The sequence below is a fragment of the Dysgonomonas sp. PF1-14 genome (assembly GCF_029892965.1).
Lineage (GTDB): Bacteria > Bacteroidota > Bacteroidia > Bacteroidales > Dysgonomonadaceae > Dysgonomonas.
The window spans coordinates 1-15,840 of the sequence record NZ_JARXWN010000004.1; the positions used below are offsets into that span (position 1 = coordinate 1).

The following is a 15,840-nucleotide window of genomic DNA, read 5'->3' on the forward strand; positions in this document are numbered from 1 at the left end:
CCAAGGCCGTTGGGCCTAAAACTCTTACCCCCTATATATTTGCGGGCTAATTATTTTACCCCCCTACGACTACCTAAGAAAATACGACAGTATTTATTATCCATTATTTAATATTCTCTTTAGTATATTCTTATCAATTAATAAAGCCTGAATACTACAGGCAGAGTATAATAAGCATTCACATCCTTCCCATCGTGTTGTGCAGGGATCCATTTGGGCATACTCTGTATCAGCCTGATCGTTTCTTTATCGAATCTGTTTTCTAATCCTTTCAATATAGTTATATCTGTAATATCGCCTTTGTCGGTTACTATGAATCTGACTGTAACTCTGCCTTCTACAGGATCACAGTTGCAAACAGGATATTTCAGATTTTCCCTGATAAACCTATATAAGGCCATTTCTCCTTCGGGGAATGAGGGCATGTGGTCAGGCATCCGGTATATATTCCCGTTTTTGATTGTCCGGTTAGCCGGGTCAAATTTTATCGGTAATGTAAACCATATATCCATCAGCTTTGCTTTTCCGTCTATATAAATCCCTCCCGGTTCCCATTCCGGCATTTTCTTTACAACATCCAAAGCTGCTTGGTCACATTCTGAATTTATACCCTTGATTATCCTTACGCTGTCTACAACTCCGGTAGTTCTGATAAGAAAACGAACTGTAATACGTCCCTTTATATTTTCGCTTAAAACCGATGGCGGATATACTAAGTTTTCTTCTATAAACTTGTACATTGCCTGCTCTCCTCCTACATATCGGGGATGCTTGTATGGATTAGTAAATACTACTTCTTTTTCTTCCTGTTGTCCGAAACATGACAGAATAAAAAACAGTAATACCAGTATTGAAAATATTTTTTTCATAGTTTGATTTATTGCGACCACTTTCTCTATAGATAAACTTAGCCCGGAAAATTCATAAAAAATAAAGTTAAAACTTTATCCTTATACTTTTTTGGGCAGGAGAAGCTTTAATTCCAATTCGTCACCCTATAAAGGCCAAAATACCACCCTATTGATAAATCGAAATATACTAATATTGCATAAGAAGTACCGGAATATAAAATCAGACATATATAATGACCATGAAACGACTATTAACATTAACAATACTCTCTTTCTCTATCTTACTTATGCAGGCAAAGATATATAATATGCAGTCGCTCGGTGCAGATCTTACAGGGAATAAAGCCTGTACCGAATTAATCAATAATACGATAAAACAGGCAGCTAAAGAAGGCGGAGGGACTATCTATTTCCCCGCAGGGCAATACTTAACTGCCGCCATACACCTCGAAAGTAACATTACCATAGAGTTAGAAGCCGGAGCTACGCTGAAATTCTCCACAGTCTTTGAAGACTATCTCCCCTTTGTAAGAATGCGCTGGGAAGGTGTCTTTATGAACAGCCTTTCCCCTTTGTTTTATGCCGTCAATGCAGAGAATATCGCCATTAAAGGGCGGGGTACTATCGACGGGCAGGGGCATACATGGTGGGCAGAGTCGCGACGCCTTATAGATGAGATAAAAACTAATGGGAAAACCCTGTCGACAAATACCCTGCAACAGAAGTGGCTCGATGCGAATAAAGATATCAATGTTTCTCCTTATTATGAAAAGACATTGGAGCGTAAGTTCTTCCGTCCGCCGTTTATCCAGTTTCTTGAGTGTAAAAATATCCTTATCGAAGGCATTACAATCATCAACTCTCCTTTTTGGACAATCAACCCCGAGGGCTGTGATGATTTGGTAATACATGGTGTAACTATAAATAATCCGTCTGCAAATCCTAAAGGGCACAATACAGATGGTATCAACCCTTCCTCTTGCCGCAACGTGCGCATATCCGATTGCTTTATCAGCGTCGGCGACGATTGTATAACCATCAAGTCGGGACGCGATGAGGATGGGCGCAACTATGGTCGTCCATGTGAAAATCTGACAATAACCAACTGTATAATGTTGGCGGGGCATGGCGGCGTTGTTATTGGCAGCGAGATGTCCGGCGGAGTAAAGAAAGTCGCTATCTCAAACTGTGTGTTTAACGGTACGGATGCCGGCATACGCCTGAAAGCATCGCGCGGACGCGGCGGTGTAGTAGAAGAAATACGAGTGAACAACATTGTGATGAACGACATACAACGCAACGCCTTTATCTTCGATCTGTTCTATGACAAAGAATCGATAGTGGAACCCGTTAGCGAGCGTACACCCATATTCCGCAACATACATATAAGTAATGTTACAGGTAGCAATATCAAGAAGATAGGCTACATAACAGGCATAGAAGAAATGCCGATAGACGAGATATCGTTCTCGAATGTCAATATGGCCGGAGTCGAAGGCTTCACTGTGAAAACAGCATCGAATATACGTTTCCACAATGTAGACTTCTCTTCCGAGAAAGGCAGCCCTTTCACTTTTACTGATAGCCGGAATATTGTTCTCGATAATGTTCGTTCTAAATATCCTGTGGCGAATGAGCCTGTGATATTGTTCAGCAATGTGAAAAACGCCATTATCAATAACTGTTTTCAGATAACCTCTTGTGATGTTTTCTACTCGGCAAAACAGAGTGAGTTCATTTGGGGAAACAATTTTATGCAGAACGTGAAAACGATCGAGTTAGAAAAATAGAAAGTCTACTTTAAATTTTCAACTTAATCCCTGCTTTTACGAATAAGGCAGTCAGCCCGATTGTCAACAGGGAGAATACGGCACATTTGATCAGCCCTACAGGATTTGTTGTCAAGACTTCCGGTAATTGTAAGTGGACTAACGTAAATATAGAATACAGCAAGTATGGCAGCAGATAACAGGTAAGTGTTGCCGTACCTGCCGGTTTTATGATATTGAACCACGAAGCCTTACCTTGTACATCGGTCAGCCAATAGATAAAAATATAAGCCAGAATGGATATTCCCATACAGTAGAACAGCCATGTAGGGGTAGCCTGTATTTTCGATACGATCCAGAACGAATGAGAAACGAAGCCTGCAACTATCATTACGATTCCCGCAATGGCTGCTATTCCCATTTTTTTATACCTGCTTATCTCTGTATCCGGTCTTTTCAGCAACATAGTGAGTAATACTCCGCCCATTGTAAAGGCGTGGAAACAGCCGTTGCCCGGTATTACATTATCAAATACTCCCAGCCAGTAGTTAGAGCCTGCGATGCACAGTCCGATAAAGCAGATGCCTGCTATAGCCATATATTTCCAGTCTTTAGGCAGATAGAGGTAGATAATTGCACAGATGAGGTAAGTCCATCCGATAAGTCCGAGTATGCCCCACCAACGTATATCAAAAACTCCGCCTTCACTATCTCTGTATATAAATAACAGTACAGCTAATATAAGAGCTCCGAGTATTTCCAACCCTTTAAATAAGTATTGCTTTTTACCCTCTTTTTGGGGATATACATTCCAGATAAGGAAAAATCCGAACAGGGTAATTATCGTGAATACTGGTTTACTCAATCCTGTTTCGGCACCTACTCCCGATTCCAGATTAACGGTAAAAAGCCCCATCACGAGTAAAGCCCCTGAACGTCTGATAATATGGTTTAATATTTTCCCTTTCGAATCTCCTTTATACATACGGCTTTCTATAGCCAGCGGTATCGACATTCCCAGAATGAACAGGAACGAAGGGAAAACAAGATCGGAAAATCCCAACATATCTTCAGTAGCTGCCGCGTGTTCCAGCCAGTGAGGAACACCGTTTACCGACCAGAAGTCGTTGACAAATATCATGAAAAACATAGTCAGTGCGCGGAATATATCTATCGAAGCTACACGTACAGGTTTGGTGATTTGCGAAGTATCCATGTGAAATCCTATATTATGATTTAAGTGAGCACTAAAATAGTTATAAAATGAATAGAAACAATGATTTGTGAAGAAAAGGTAACTTTTTCAGCGAACAGTTAGCAGTTATCAGTCAACAAAAACTTTACACTTTTGCATATAATTTTTCTTTGCGTATTAGCGCCTTTGACTCGCCTTCGCGTCGTCGATTTTCAATTGTGTGAGACAATTTTAACTAAAACCTTACAAACCTAACAAAGTTACAAGTTTGCCTCGTCTTCACTTCGGCGAATGCTATTTTTTCGTCCTGCGGACAGTTACAAGTTATAAGTATTTCTCTTTGCACCTTCGCGTCTTTGCGTGAGATAAATTTAACTAAAACCTTACAAACCTTACATATTTTACAATATTTCTTTTGTTCACTGCTAACTGTTGACTGTTAACTGAATAAATCTTATAGATAAACTAATCTGAGGAAAATACATACCTCTATCGCTAAAGTTTTCGTACTTTTGTTGTGATAACAATCAAAAACCCGAAATGATAATTTTCAATACTACTTTTCATGTAGAAGACGATGTTTGTGACGACTACATTCGTTTCATGAAGGATGTTTATATAGCGAAAGCCGCTAGCAGCGGATTCCTTCACGAACCACGTTTCCTGCGCATCCATGCTCAGCACGAAAATAGCGGAACCAGTTATTCCGTACAGTTCAAGGTAAAGAATGTAGACACGCTTAACCATTGGCACAGTACCGAAGGGCTCGCATTGCAGCAACAACTGGCTGCACGTTTTGGCAACAAAGTAGCCGGATTCGTCACATTACTGGAAGAGATAGAACTATAAAATGATAGAAAAAGAACGGATTATATTAGGCATTGACCCCGGAACACAGGTGATGGGGTACGGTATCTTACGTGTGGTAAACAATAAGCCCGAACTGATGGCGATGGGTATTCTGCAACTGAGCAAATACGACGACCATTATCTGAAACTTCGCCGCATCTTTGAGCGAATAATCGGTCTGATAGACGAATTTCTGCCTGATGAACTGGCTATTGAAGCACCCTTTTTTGGTAAGAATGTGCAGAGTATGCTCAAACTTGGTCGCGCACAAGGGGTAGCTATGGCAGCCGCCTTATCGCGGGATATTCCCATTTTTGAATATGCACCGCTAAAAATAAAGATGTCGATTACCGGAAATGGTCGCGCGGCAAAAGAGCAGGTTGCCTATATGTTGCAACAATTCCTTCGTATTCCCGATGAAAATATGCTGCCTCAGATGGATGCAACCGACGGACTTGCTGCTGCTGTTTGCCATTATTTTCAAACCAATAGCCCTTCTCAGGAAAAAAAGTTTACAAGTTGGAAAGACTATATAAATAAAAATCCGGGAAAAGTTAAATAAAAAGTACAACTACAATGATATACGAAGATCTCGATACGATAGAATACGCCGCTGCCTGGGACTACCAGCATAAGCTATTCGCAGACGCCCTTTCCCTTAAGGAGAAAGGATTACAACCGCAAAGCCACTTGTTATTCTGTCAACACCCCCATGTTATTACAATCGGCAAACATGGGGATAAAAACAACCTGCTCTATCAGGAGAACTATCTGAAACAAAAAGGAGTATCGCTCTTCCAAATAGACAGGGGAGGAGATGTAACCTATCATGGTCCCGGTCAACTGGTTGGATATCCTATTTTTAATTTAGAATCATTCGATATCGGATTGCGGCAGTATATTTGCAACATGGAGGAAATTATTATCCGTTTTCTTGCATCTTATAATGTTCAGGCTGAGCGCTTACCCGGAGCAGCCGGTGTGTGGATAGATACAGCTACCCCTGCCCGCACACGAAAAATTGCAGCTATCGGAGTTCGTAGCAGCCGTTTTGTTACGATGCACGGTTTTGCGCTGAACATTAATACTGATCTGTCGTACTTCTCGCTGATCAATCCTTGTGGCTTTACCGATAAAGGTGTAACCTCACTGGAAAAAGAACTGGGACACAAAGTAGATATGGAAGAGGTGAAAGCAAAGATGAAAGCACTCTTCGAAGAGGTATTTGTAGAAAAGAATCAGGGCTGAAAGCCCATCTTACTTCAGCCCAATGCGAAGCGTTGGGTTTGCAGAACAAACGAAATCGGCGCGCTGAAAGCGCAGGTTAATCCCTGTCTGTTTAACTTGGGCTTTCAGCCCGCAAACCATATAATCATAACCTGACCCAACGCTTCACATCGGGCTGAATTAATCTGCCACTTTGTGGCGAAGCACGTTTGTATCTACTCTTGTTTTCAAATACTGATTGGCATTAATAGAAAAAACTTAACGCTATCTCAGCTACACCTTAATCGTTTTGTAATTGGAGTACGTTTATTTTGTATGATAAAATGCAAATAAAATGAACGTAAAACGACTAGGAGCCATAGATGTAGGCTCTAATTCTGTACGCCTTCTCATTACGGACGTACTCGATTATCACGGACGACCAGTCTTTAAAAAAGATTCCCTTATACGTATTCCGCTAAAGTTGGGAGAAGATACATTCTCGAACGGATATATCAGCGATGTCAAGAAAGAAAAACTCGCCATACTGATGCAGTCTTTTCAGGGGCTAATGCAGGTAAATGACGTCGCATTGTGGCGTGCCTGTGCAACTTCGGCCATTCGCGAAGCCTCCAATGCCAATGAAATACTCAATTATGTGGCAACGCGTTCGGGCATCGACATAGAGGTGATAGACTGTAAAGATGAAGCCCGCTTTATACTGACCAACAGGGTAGACGAACTCCTCGAAGAAAACCGCGCATATATTTATACCGATGTGGGAGGGGGAAGTACCGATATGGTTATTTTTCACCACGACAGAGAGATTGCGTCTGAAGCTTTCAGATTGGGTACAATCCGTACACTGACTCAGGAAGAAGAACGTGCTGAGTGGTTGCGTATGAAAGAATGGCTAGCTGAGCATAGCGGCGTTTTCCCGAAAGTATCGCTAATTGGTTCGGGTGGAAATATAAATAAGCTCGATTCCTTGCTCCGTCGTTGCGGACGGATACGTCGTGAAGAATTAGTCAGTTTTGCCAGTAAACTGCGAAAGATGACTTATGAAGAAAGGCTTATCAAATATAATATCAACCTAAACAGAGCTGATGTGATCCTGCCTGCTATCGATATATACCTTAAGATAATGAAACTCGCCCGCGCTTTGGTTATCGAAACGCCTATTATCGGGGTAGCCGATGGTATTATCAAAGATTTGTATCTGAGAAATTTTGCTTTGCAACCTACAGAATCTTTATCAGACCATATATAATTGCCTCCACTTTTAAGTGGAGGGTATGGAGAGGAATATAGAATGGCTTTATCCAAATAGCTTTCGACTAAAGTCCTTTTTTAGCTTATCTTTTATCCACGCCTTAAAAGGCATGGCAATTCTAAAACTTAACGTCAAAACTTTGTGCAAAGAACTAATAAAATATTAATACTTATGCTGTTGAATGTGAAAAAGCTGTAACTTTATCAACCATTGTTACTCTTTGCATGAAAACAATCATCCGCAAGAGTATGTTATTGTATATACGATGATTAACAACAGAGATTTAAGCTGGCTTACCTTCAACGAAAGGGTATTGCAGGAGGCTCAGGACAAGAGTGTGCCTCTGCTGCAACGGCTTCGCTTTTTGGGTATTTTCTCGAATAATCAGGACGAATTTATAAAAGTGCGTGTAGCCAACATCGTGCGTGTGAGTCAGATGAAAGGCAAGAAAGTTGCTCAGTTTTCGGGAGGATATACCGCGAAAGAATTACTTCCGCTGGTAAATTCTCAGGTAAACGCGGGACAAAAAAAGTTTGTGCAGACCTATGCCGAGATATTATCCGAAATGGAACATCAGGGTATATATGTTATCAACGAAAAGCAACTGACGCGCAGGCAGAAACAGTTTTGCCGCGAATATTTTTCTTCTGTAGTCAGTCAGCGCCTTGTTCCCCTCATTATCCGTAAGACTACCGAAATGCCTTTCTTGCAGGATAATAATATCTATCATGCGGTGAAAATGAGTTCTGGTAGAAATAGCAATCCGCGTTATGCTGTCATACAGATTCCGGTGAGCAGTTCCTGTCCGCGCTTTGTGGTACTGCCTTCGACAAAAGACCGCAATGACATTATCTTCCTCGACGATATTATCCGTCTCTGTTTGGACGAAATATTCTTCATGTTCAATTATAAAACCATATCGGCTTATACATTTAAGCTGATGCGTGATGCTCAGCTTACAATAGACGACGATATATCGAAGAGCTTGATAGAAAAGATGGAGACAGGTCTGCAAAACCGCTTACATGGACAGCCTGTACGCCTTATTTACGATAAGGAAATGCCGGACGATCTGCTCGATATTATATCATCGAAGCTGAAACTGAAAGATAAGGAAGAACTCGATGCAGGAGGACGTTATCATTTGATGCGCGACCTGATGAAGTTCCCTAAGGTGCGTCCCGATCTGGAAAGTAAAGAACTCGAACCCTTGCAGCATCCCGATATAGAGCCATCTTCGAGTATATTGAAAGTGATAAATAAAAAAGATATTTTTCTGAATTATCCCTATCATACATTCAATCACTTTATAGACTTCTTGCGCGAAGCAGCTATCGATCCTAAAGTAGAGAGTATTTATATAACGCTTTATCGTACAGCCGAGCATTCCAAAGTGGTAAACGCACTGATAAATGCTGCAAAGAACGGCAAAAAGGTAGTTGTACTGTTGGAGCTGCTTGCTCGCTTCGATGAAGAGCAGAATGTGGAGTATTCCGAACTGTTGCAGAAAGAGGGCGTAAAAGTAATTCATGGGGTGAATGGCGTAAAAGTGCATAGCAAACTTGTACTCGTGGAGCGCAAAAACAAAGGTTATGTATATGTAGGTACGGGGAACTTTAATGAATCTACCGCCCGTATATATGGCGACTTCGGACTGTTTACCTCCAATCTTCAGATAGTGTCTGATGCAGAGGCTATTTTCGATTTTCTGATCAATACGCACAGGCATTTCTCGTGTAAGCGGCTAATGGTTGCTCCTTATTATATGAGGGCGCAGTTTGAAGAACTGATAAAGAATGAAATAAAAAACGCCCGAAGCGGTAAAAAGGCGTATATATATGCAAAGTTCAACAGTCTGACAGATGAAAATATTATCAATCTGCTGTACAAAGCCAGTCAGTCGGGAGTAGAGATACGCCTCATTGTCAGAGGTGTGTGTTGCCTGCAACCCCAGCTCAAAGGGCAGAGTGAAAATATACGGATAATCAGTATTGTGGACCGTTATCTCGAACATGCCCGTATGGCTATTTTCCATAACGATGGCGATGAACGCATCTACATGATGAGTGCCGACTGGATGACGCGCAATCTCGACCGCAGGGTAGAGGTGGGTGTTCCCATTCTGGACAAGAAGATAAAACAGACAATGAAGGATGTTTTTGAAATACAATGGTCAGACAACGAAAAAGCCCGCGATCTGGCTATATTCGGCAGCAATACGTATGTAGAGAGGGGGGATAATCCGCCATGCCGTTCACAAATAGCATTATATGATTTTTATAAAGAAGTGAAGTAAATACAGTCCGGCTCATCTAAGAAAGAGCTTCGTTCTTCTTCCGAATTACCACGCCTTAAAAGGCGTGGATAAAAGATAGCAAAAGAAGACTTTAGTCGAAGATTATTTGGCTAAAACCATTTATGAACTGTATATTATATTCTCCACTTTTATGTGGGGGAACTAAAAAATGTATTGCTCGTAACTTGTAACTAAATATGAATACAGATATTTTTGCAGCCATAGATATAGGCTCTAATGCCATTCGGCTGCTAATCAATAATATTGAAGGAGAACGTTCTGCTCCCGATTTCAAAAAGGTAGCTTTTCTCAGGGTGCCTATCCGATTAGGGGAAGATGTTTTTACCGAAGGCCGGATAAGCGAAGAAAAGAAAGAACGGCTGATAGAAGCCATGAAAGGCTTTTCGCATATCATGAAAGCCTATTGTGTGATGGATTACCGAGCCTGTGCTACTAGTGCCATGCGCGATGCAAGTAACGGCGATGCTATAACTGCCGCTATACTCAAAGAAAGCGGAATAAAGATAGATACGATAACCGGACAGGAAGAAGCCGACATTATCTATGAAGCCGGAGGGTTGAATAACTTTATCGACAAGAAACGTAACTATCTGTATGTAGATGTCGGAGGTGGCAGTACCGAAGTAGTCCTGTACAGCGATCAGCGAAAAATAACTTCCAACTCTTTTCAACTAGGTACTGTGCGCATGCTTGTAGATGCGGTAAAGGATGGAGAGGAAAAACGCTTTAAATCGTGGTTGAAAGAAATCTATAAAGAGCATGCACCGCTTAGTATCATTGCTTCGGGTGGAAATATCAATAAGGTACATAAAATGTTTGGTAAGAGGGAGAAAGAGTCGATCAATTATCCTGAAATGAAAGTTCTATACGATGCGTTGCAAGATTTGAGTTACGAAGAACGCATCCGCAATTTCAAGCTCAATACCTATCGTGCCGATGTGATTGTTCCGGCGCTAAAGATATTCCTCACCATAGCCAAAATCTGCAAAGTGAACGAAACCTATGTGCCCAAAGTAGGGTTGGTAGACGGTATCGTCCATCACTTATATGCGGAGAAGTATAGGTGAGTTATTTGATTTTCTTTATAATCCGTTTTTCAAATTCTTTTATCAGCTTATTATTTTTTGAAATCGTATCTTGTTTTACAATAATACGCCTATCATCAACAGGCGCAGATATTGTTTTGATGTTATCAATATAAGCACTCTTTTTCTGAAACCTGCGAACCTTAGCTATATCTGCCGTACCCGGAAATATTTTACCTAGGAGTCCGGTATTTTCCGAAATATTGAAGATGTTTTTTAATACTAAAGTGGTATTGCCATCCGTATTTTCGTATATCATATAATTTGCAAAGTAGCTGTTTATATGTATTGTGTCTTTTCTATTTTCGCCTAATGTTACTAAACGGAGTAGAGTGTCCCCTGTTTCAGGGTAGATATAAGTGCCATTATCAGGATTGAACTGGTAAGTGATTTTGTGTTTATCTAAAAGTTTCAATTCTTTTTTCTGTAGATCATTAAAGTCTACAATGAATTCATCTATTGGTTTTTCAAATGAATATACTTTATTAACATCAGTATAAGATTCTAAAGTTTGGGGAGGCAAGGAGGTCGCTATAAAAGCGAAAGAAGAAACAAATGTGATAGAATAAAGCAAAGCAGGCTTAATGTTTTTATACTCTGTCTTTTTTGACAATATAAAGTAAGAAATAAGTATACTTATCAGAGCCATATTATCACTGAAATCTACTACACGCCCGATCGGGATGCCTGCCCAGTTTACTCCGTCTATGAAGAACTGTGAAAAACTGCTTTTCCACCAAATAAACAATATGGCAGTGAGTATGTGTATATGCTTTTTCCAGTTTGGAAGTAAACAACTGAAAAAGAATGGAAAGGCGAGTAATCCGGCAAAATCGGACAGCTTTCCGGTTATAGCATTACCATACGCCTGTTTCAGATAGAAATCATTAAAAAGCAGGACAATGACAGATAGGATAAATAAAGGATGTTGAAGCCTGTTTCTTTCCATAGTGTTGTAAATTAGTAACTCAGTGATTCTTCTGTTGTTTCAGAACCTTCCTGTTGCATATCATAGAGTATCTTTTCGGCTTCGGCATAGCGATGTATAACATTCACGGTGACTATACAAAGAGCCATTAATATAATTAAGTTTATTATAGCAATAACAACGCTGAGAACTATATTCGATGAAGCTATCAGTTCAATTATTCTGCCGATTATATTTCCTAATATCCGACTTATTATCCATAGTGTCCACCATAACTCTACATGACTAATATTTAAGTTTTTTGTATATGATTCAGAATTTTCAAACAGCAGGTACCGGTCAGTATCTTCGTACAGTTCTTTCATCATCTTGTATGGTACAAACAAATTCATTATTGGCACGAACCACGCTCCGGCTGCCCATCCGTCTCCATATTCCATAGCCTGTATTGTACTCATATTGTAGTATGCACGTCTAAACCAGCGGATAAAGGTTATGATGGATATGATGTAAGCAATGATAGTCAGATAGCTGGCGCTTTTTATCCCAAAATCGTAAATATTAATTAATGTATCAGGTGTTTCTCCTCCATTCATGTATATGTAATAGACGCACAGGTCAATGCTCCTGAAAAGTACGGCAAAGCCGGCGATGCCGAATATTGCCCATATCAATGCTATTGCTATTTTACCCCTTTGTTCATTTGGTCTGAGTTCATTCATAATGTACTTTCTCTATTAGATTTTGTTAAGCCGGAGATAAAGCTATAAAATATTATCATACATAGGATAGCTTTCTTTTATTTTATTTATGGAAATTGGCTTAAATACTTCTCTGAACTTAATTTTTTTTAACGCCGAATAGTCGCATTTCAGATTTAACATTTCTATTTTTGTCCTGCTTACTAAATGGGAAAATCAAACAAAAATATAAACGCTTAATAAAAAGAAATATGGCGCAAGTAGATATTCGGGAATTAACCGAAAGAATACAAAGTAAAAGTTCGTTTGTGGAAGCGCTTACAATGGGCATGGATAAAGTCATTGTAGGGCAGAAGCATCTGGTAGAATCTCTTTTGATCGGGTTGCTTGCCGATGGACACATCCTGCTCGAAGGGGTACCCGGACTGGCAAAGACTTTAGCGATAAAGTCATTGGCATCACTCATCGACGCAAAATATCACCGGATACAGTTTACACCCGATTTGCTTCCTGCCGACGTTGTAGGTACAATGATCTATAGCCAGAAGACCGAAGAGTTTCTGGTGAAACATGGACCGGTATTCTCAAACTTTGTATTGGCCGATGAAATAAATCGTGCTCCGGCAAAGGTACAGAGTGCCTTGCTCGAAGCCATGCAGGAACGTCAGGTGACAATCGGGGAAAAGACATACAAACTGCCGTCACCTTTCCTTGTGATGGCCACACAGAACCCGATAGAGCAGGAGGGTACTTATCCGCTTCCTGAAGCGCAGGTAGACCGTTTCATGCTGAAAGTGGTAATCAACTATCCGAAAAAAGAAGAAGAAAAACTGATCCTTCGCAACAACCTTGCAGGTGACTACGGTAAGTTAGAGCCTGTGATGAAAGCAGAAGAAATTATCAGTGCCCGCGAAGTGGTTCGCGACGTCTATTTGGACGAAAAGATCGAAAAATATATAGTAGACATTGTATTTGCTACACGTTTCCCTGAAGAGAATGGACTGACCTCCCTCAAAGGAATGATCGGCTTTGGTGCATCGCCGCGTGCATCTATCAGCCTTGCACTGGCTTCGCGTGCCTATGCTTTTATCAAGCGCAGAGGTTATGTGATTCCGGAAGATATTCGTGCTGTGTGTCACGATGTATTGCGTCACCGTATCGGTCTGACGTATGAAGCCGAAGCAAACAATACAAATTCAGACGAGATCATCAGTGAAATACTGAATAAGATTGAAGTGCCATAATCAGTTAACAGTCAGCAGTTATCAGTTAACAAAGAACAAACTGAAATGGTAACAAATAGTCTTGTTTACGAAAAGGCCTATTCTTTTGCAATAAGGATAGTTAAAGCTTATAAATATCTAAAAGATAAACAGGAATTTGTTTTATCTAAGCAACTGTTGAGATGTGGTACCTCTGTGGGTGCGAATATTGCTGAAGCTAATGGTGCTATCTCTGATTCGGATTTTTCTGCAAAAATGAGTATAGCGTATAAAGAAATATTGGAAACAAAATATTGGTTGTCTCTATTAAAAGATACTGGATATATAACAAATGATGTCTTTGAAGATATTTTTGTAGATGCAGATGAAATTGCAAAAATGATATATTCTATATTGAAGACAACACGTATAAATAAGATTGTTGACTGTTAACTGATAACTGAATGATATGGAGACTAATGAGCTATTAAAAAAAGTACGTCAGATTGAGATAAAGACACGCGGATTGTCCCGCAATATTTTTGCAGGACAGTACCACTCAGCCTTTAAGGGGCGTGGTATGGCCTTTTCCGAAGTGCGCGAATATCAATATGGCGATGATATACGAGATATCGACTGGAATGTGACAGCCCGCTACAGCAAACCGTTCGTTAAAGTGTTTGAAGAAGAACGCGAGCTTACCGTTATGCTTTTGGTCGATGTGTCCGCCAGTCAGGATTTTGGTACACGCAACACGATAAAACGTGATGTAGTGACCGAGATCGCTGCTACATTGGCATTTTCGGCCATACAGAACAACGATAAGATCGGTGTGATCTTTTTCTCTGATAAGATAGAGAAATTCATACCTCCGAAGAAAGGTAAAAAACATATCCTGTACATTATCCGCGAACTGATCAACTTTGAAGCCGAAAGCCCGAAAACGGATATGGGAATGGCATTGAAGTATCTGACCAATGTGATCAAAAAGCGTTGTACCACCTTTATGATCTCCGACTTTATCGATGTCAAGGATTACAACAATGCATTGACGATAGCTAATCGTAAGCACGATATTGTTGCTTTGCAGGTATATGATAATCTCGAAACCCAATTGCCTGATGTAGGATTGCTGAAAACGGTAGATGCCGAATCGGGAGCCGAACGCTGGATAGATACTTCGTCTCGTAAGGTAAGGCAGACATACAAAGACTGGTGGCAGAAGCAGCAGGAAAACATGCAGACATCATTTAACCGAAGTAAGGTAGACAGTGTGTCTGTGCGTACCGATGAAGATTATGTAAAAGCGTTGATGGCCTTGTTTAAAAAGAGAAGCTGAAAAATAATTATGAATTATGAGTTATAAATTATAAATGGTTCGTAACTCGTAACTTGTAACTCGTAACTAAATATGTTGAAACTAAAAAATATACTATTGCTTGTTTTGCTCTGTTGTATGAGTTTTTCGCTCTATGCGCAGAAGTCGACAGTGAGGGCAACAATACAACCCTCCGATATACTGATAGGAGAGCAGGCGATTATAAATGTAGAAGTCATTGCACCTAAAGACCGGAATATACTATTTCCTGTCTATCAGGATACATTGATAACAGGAGTTGAAGTATTGACCATGCTGAAACCCGATACGGTGATGACTGAAGTGATGACCATCAGCCAAAAGTATGTAGTCACATCGTTCGACTCTACATTATACCATATACCCTACATGCAGGTGATAGATGGAACTGACACACTACGTACAAACGATTTTGGACTTAAAGTTTCGGCGCCACAGTTATCCGAAGGCACACTGGCATATCTGGAAAAACTAAACAAGCATGAAACTGATTCCATCGATTTCGATCAGCTTGAAATATCCGATATAAAGACTGTGCTCGATCCGCCATTCGTTTGGCAGGATTATCTCTACTATCTTTATGCTTTACTTATAATTGCGCTTATTGTCGCCCTTATCGGTACGATATTGTATTTTGTTCTGAGAAAGAAAAAGAAAGGATATTTCTTTACACCAAAAGTCGTATTGCCGCCTCATGTTGTAGCACTTGAAGGGCTGGATAAACTGAAAGCTTCCAAGCTGTGGCAGAAAGGGCAGGAAAAAGAATACTATACAGAACTTACAGATATTCTGCGTGAGTATATCGACCACAGATTTAATATAGATGCTCCGGAAATGATTTCGGAAGATATCATTAATGCTGTGCATTTGGCAACAGACACAAAATCTGCTACTGATGGACTGGCACAGATACTGAAACTGGCCGATTTAGTGAAATTTGCCAAATACACACCGTTCGCTGACGAAAACGACCTGAGCCTTGTTAATGCCTATCTGTTTGTGAACCAGACAAAGGTAGAAGAACGCCCGACACTGGAAGAACAGAAAGAAGAAATAACAGGACAAGGAGGTCAGCCGACAGCGACCGATAACGAAAAGAAATAACAA

Annotated in this window: 15 protein-coding genes; 11 read left to right on the plus strand and 4 right to left on the minus strand. The window is 40.4% G+C overall.

Going from position 1 to position 15,840, the window contains the following annotated elements; genetic code table 11:
- Nucleotides 1-137: 137 nt before the first annotated feature.
- The gene (locus M2448_RS06390; RefSeq protein WP_280645081.1) at nt 138-869 is read right to left on the minus strand and encodes an energy transducer TonB; all 732 of its coding nucleotides are present in this window, start codon (nt 867-869) and stop codon (nt 138-140) included.
- A gap of 215 nt (nt 870-1,084) precedes the next feature.
- On the opposite strand from M2448_RS06390, the gene M2448_RS06395 reads away from it, so the two are divergent.
- Nucleotides 1,085-2,641 carry a glycoside hydrolase family 28 protein gene (locus tag M2448_RS06395; protein WP_280645082.1) on the plus strand — a complete coding sequence of 519 codons (1,557 nt, stop codon included), beginning with the start codon at nt 1,085-1,087 and terminating at the stop codon, nt 2,639-2,641.
- 10 nt (nt 2,642-2,651) lie between these two features.
- On the opposite strand, the gene M2448_RS06400 is transcribed toward M2448_RS06395, so the two are convergent.
- Complete coding sequence (locus M2448_RS06400; protein ID WP_280645083.1) at nt 2,652-3,836, minus strand: DUF5009 domain-containing protein; 1,185 nt, start codon at nt 3,834-3,836, stop codon at nt 2,652-2,654.
- A gap of 519 nt (nt 3,837-4,355) precedes the next feature.
- Between M2448_RS06400 and M2448_RS06405 the strand changes: the two genes are divergently transcribed.
- From M2448_RS06405 to M2448_RS06430, 6 genes are all read left to right on the plus strand, one after another.
- Complete coding sequence (locus M2448_RS06405) at nt 4,356-4,664, plus strand: DUF4286 family protein (RefSeq protein WP_280645084.1); 309 nt, start codon at nt 4,356-4,358, stop codon at nt 4,662-4,664.
- 1 nt (nt 4,665) lies between these two features.
- Nucleotides 4,666-5,226, plus strand: a complete 561-nt coding sequence (gene ruvC, locus M2448_RS06410) for a crossover junction endodeoxyribonuclease RuvC (RefSeq protein ID WP_280645085.1) — start codon at nt 4,666-4,668, stop codon at nt 5,224-5,226.
- Between the two features lie 14 nt (nt 5,227-5,240).
- Complete coding sequence (gene lipB, locus M2448_RS06415; RefSeq protein ID WP_280645086.1) at nt 5,241-5,912, plus strand: lipoyl(octanoyl) transferase LipB; 672 nt, start codon at nt 5,241-5,243, stop codon at nt 5,910-5,912.
- 313 nt (nt 5,913-6,225) lie between these two features.
- Nucleotides 6,226-7,140: a hypothetical protein gene (locus tag M2448_RS06420; RefSeq protein WP_280645087.1), complete on the plus strand. Its 915-nt coding sequence runs from the start codon at nt 6,226-6,228 to the stop codon at nt 7,138-7,140.
- Nucleotides 7,141-7,408: 268 nt separating this feature from the next.
- Nucleotides 7,409-9,439, plus strand: a complete 2,031-nt coding sequence (gene ppk1 / locus M2448_RS06425; RefSeq protein WP_280645088.1) for a polyphosphate kinase 1 — start codon at nt 7,409-7,411, stop codon at nt 9,437-9,439.
- A gap of 197 nt (nt 9,440-9,636) precedes the next feature.
- Nucleotides 9,637-10,527: a hypothetical protein gene (locus M2448_RS06430; protein ID WP_280645089.1), complete on the plus strand. Its 891-nt coding sequence runs from the start codon at nt 9,637-9,639 to the stop codon at nt 10,525-10,527.
- A 1-nt stretch (nt 10,528) separates the two neighbouring features.
- On the opposite strand, the gene M2448_RS06435 is transcribed toward M2448_RS06430, so the two are convergent.
- On the minus strand, nt 10,529-11,494 hold the full coding sequence (locus tag M2448_RS06435; protein ID WP_280645090.1) for a hypothetical protein: 966 nt from the start codon (nt 11,492-11,494) through the stop codon (nt 10,529-10,531).
- Nucleotides 11,495-11,505: 11 nt separating this feature from the next.
- The gene (locus M2448_RS06440; protein ID WP_280645091.1) at nt 11,506-12,195 is read right to left on the minus strand and encodes a DUF4328 domain-containing protein; all 690 of its coding nucleotides are present in this window, start codon (nt 12,193-12,195) and stop codon (nt 11,506-11,508) included.
- 230 nt (nt 12,196-12,425) lie between these two features.
- Here M2448_RS06440 and M2448_RS06445 point away from each other — a divergent pair, with 230 nt between their 5' ends.
- From M2448_RS06445 to M2448_RS06460, 4 genes are all read left to right on the plus strand, one after another.
- Nucleotides 12,426-13,418, plus strand: a complete 993-nt coding sequence (locus M2448_RS06445; RefSeq protein ID WP_280645092.1) for an AAA family ATPase — start codon at nt 12,426-12,428, stop codon at nt 13,416-13,418.
- 45 nt (nt 13,419-13,463) lie between these two features.
- Complete coding sequence (locus M2448_RS06450; RefSeq protein ID WP_280645093.1) at nt 13,464-13,829, plus strand: four helix bundle protein; 366 nt, start codon at nt 13,464-13,466, stop codon at nt 13,827-13,829.
- A 16-nt stretch (nt 13,830-13,845) separates the two neighbouring features.
- Nucleotides 13,846-14,715: a DUF58 domain-containing protein gene (locus M2448_RS06455; protein WP_280645094.1), complete on the plus strand. Its 870-nt coding sequence runs from the start codon at nt 13,846-13,848 to the stop codon at nt 14,713-14,715.
- Between the two features lie 72 nt (nt 14,716-14,787).
- Nucleotides 14,788-15,837, plus strand: a complete 1,050-nt coding sequence (locus M2448_RS06460) for a hypothetical protein (RefSeq protein ID WP_280645095.1) — start codon at nt 14,788-14,790, stop codon at nt 15,835-15,837.
- Nucleotides 15,838-15,840: the final 3 nt, after the last annotated feature.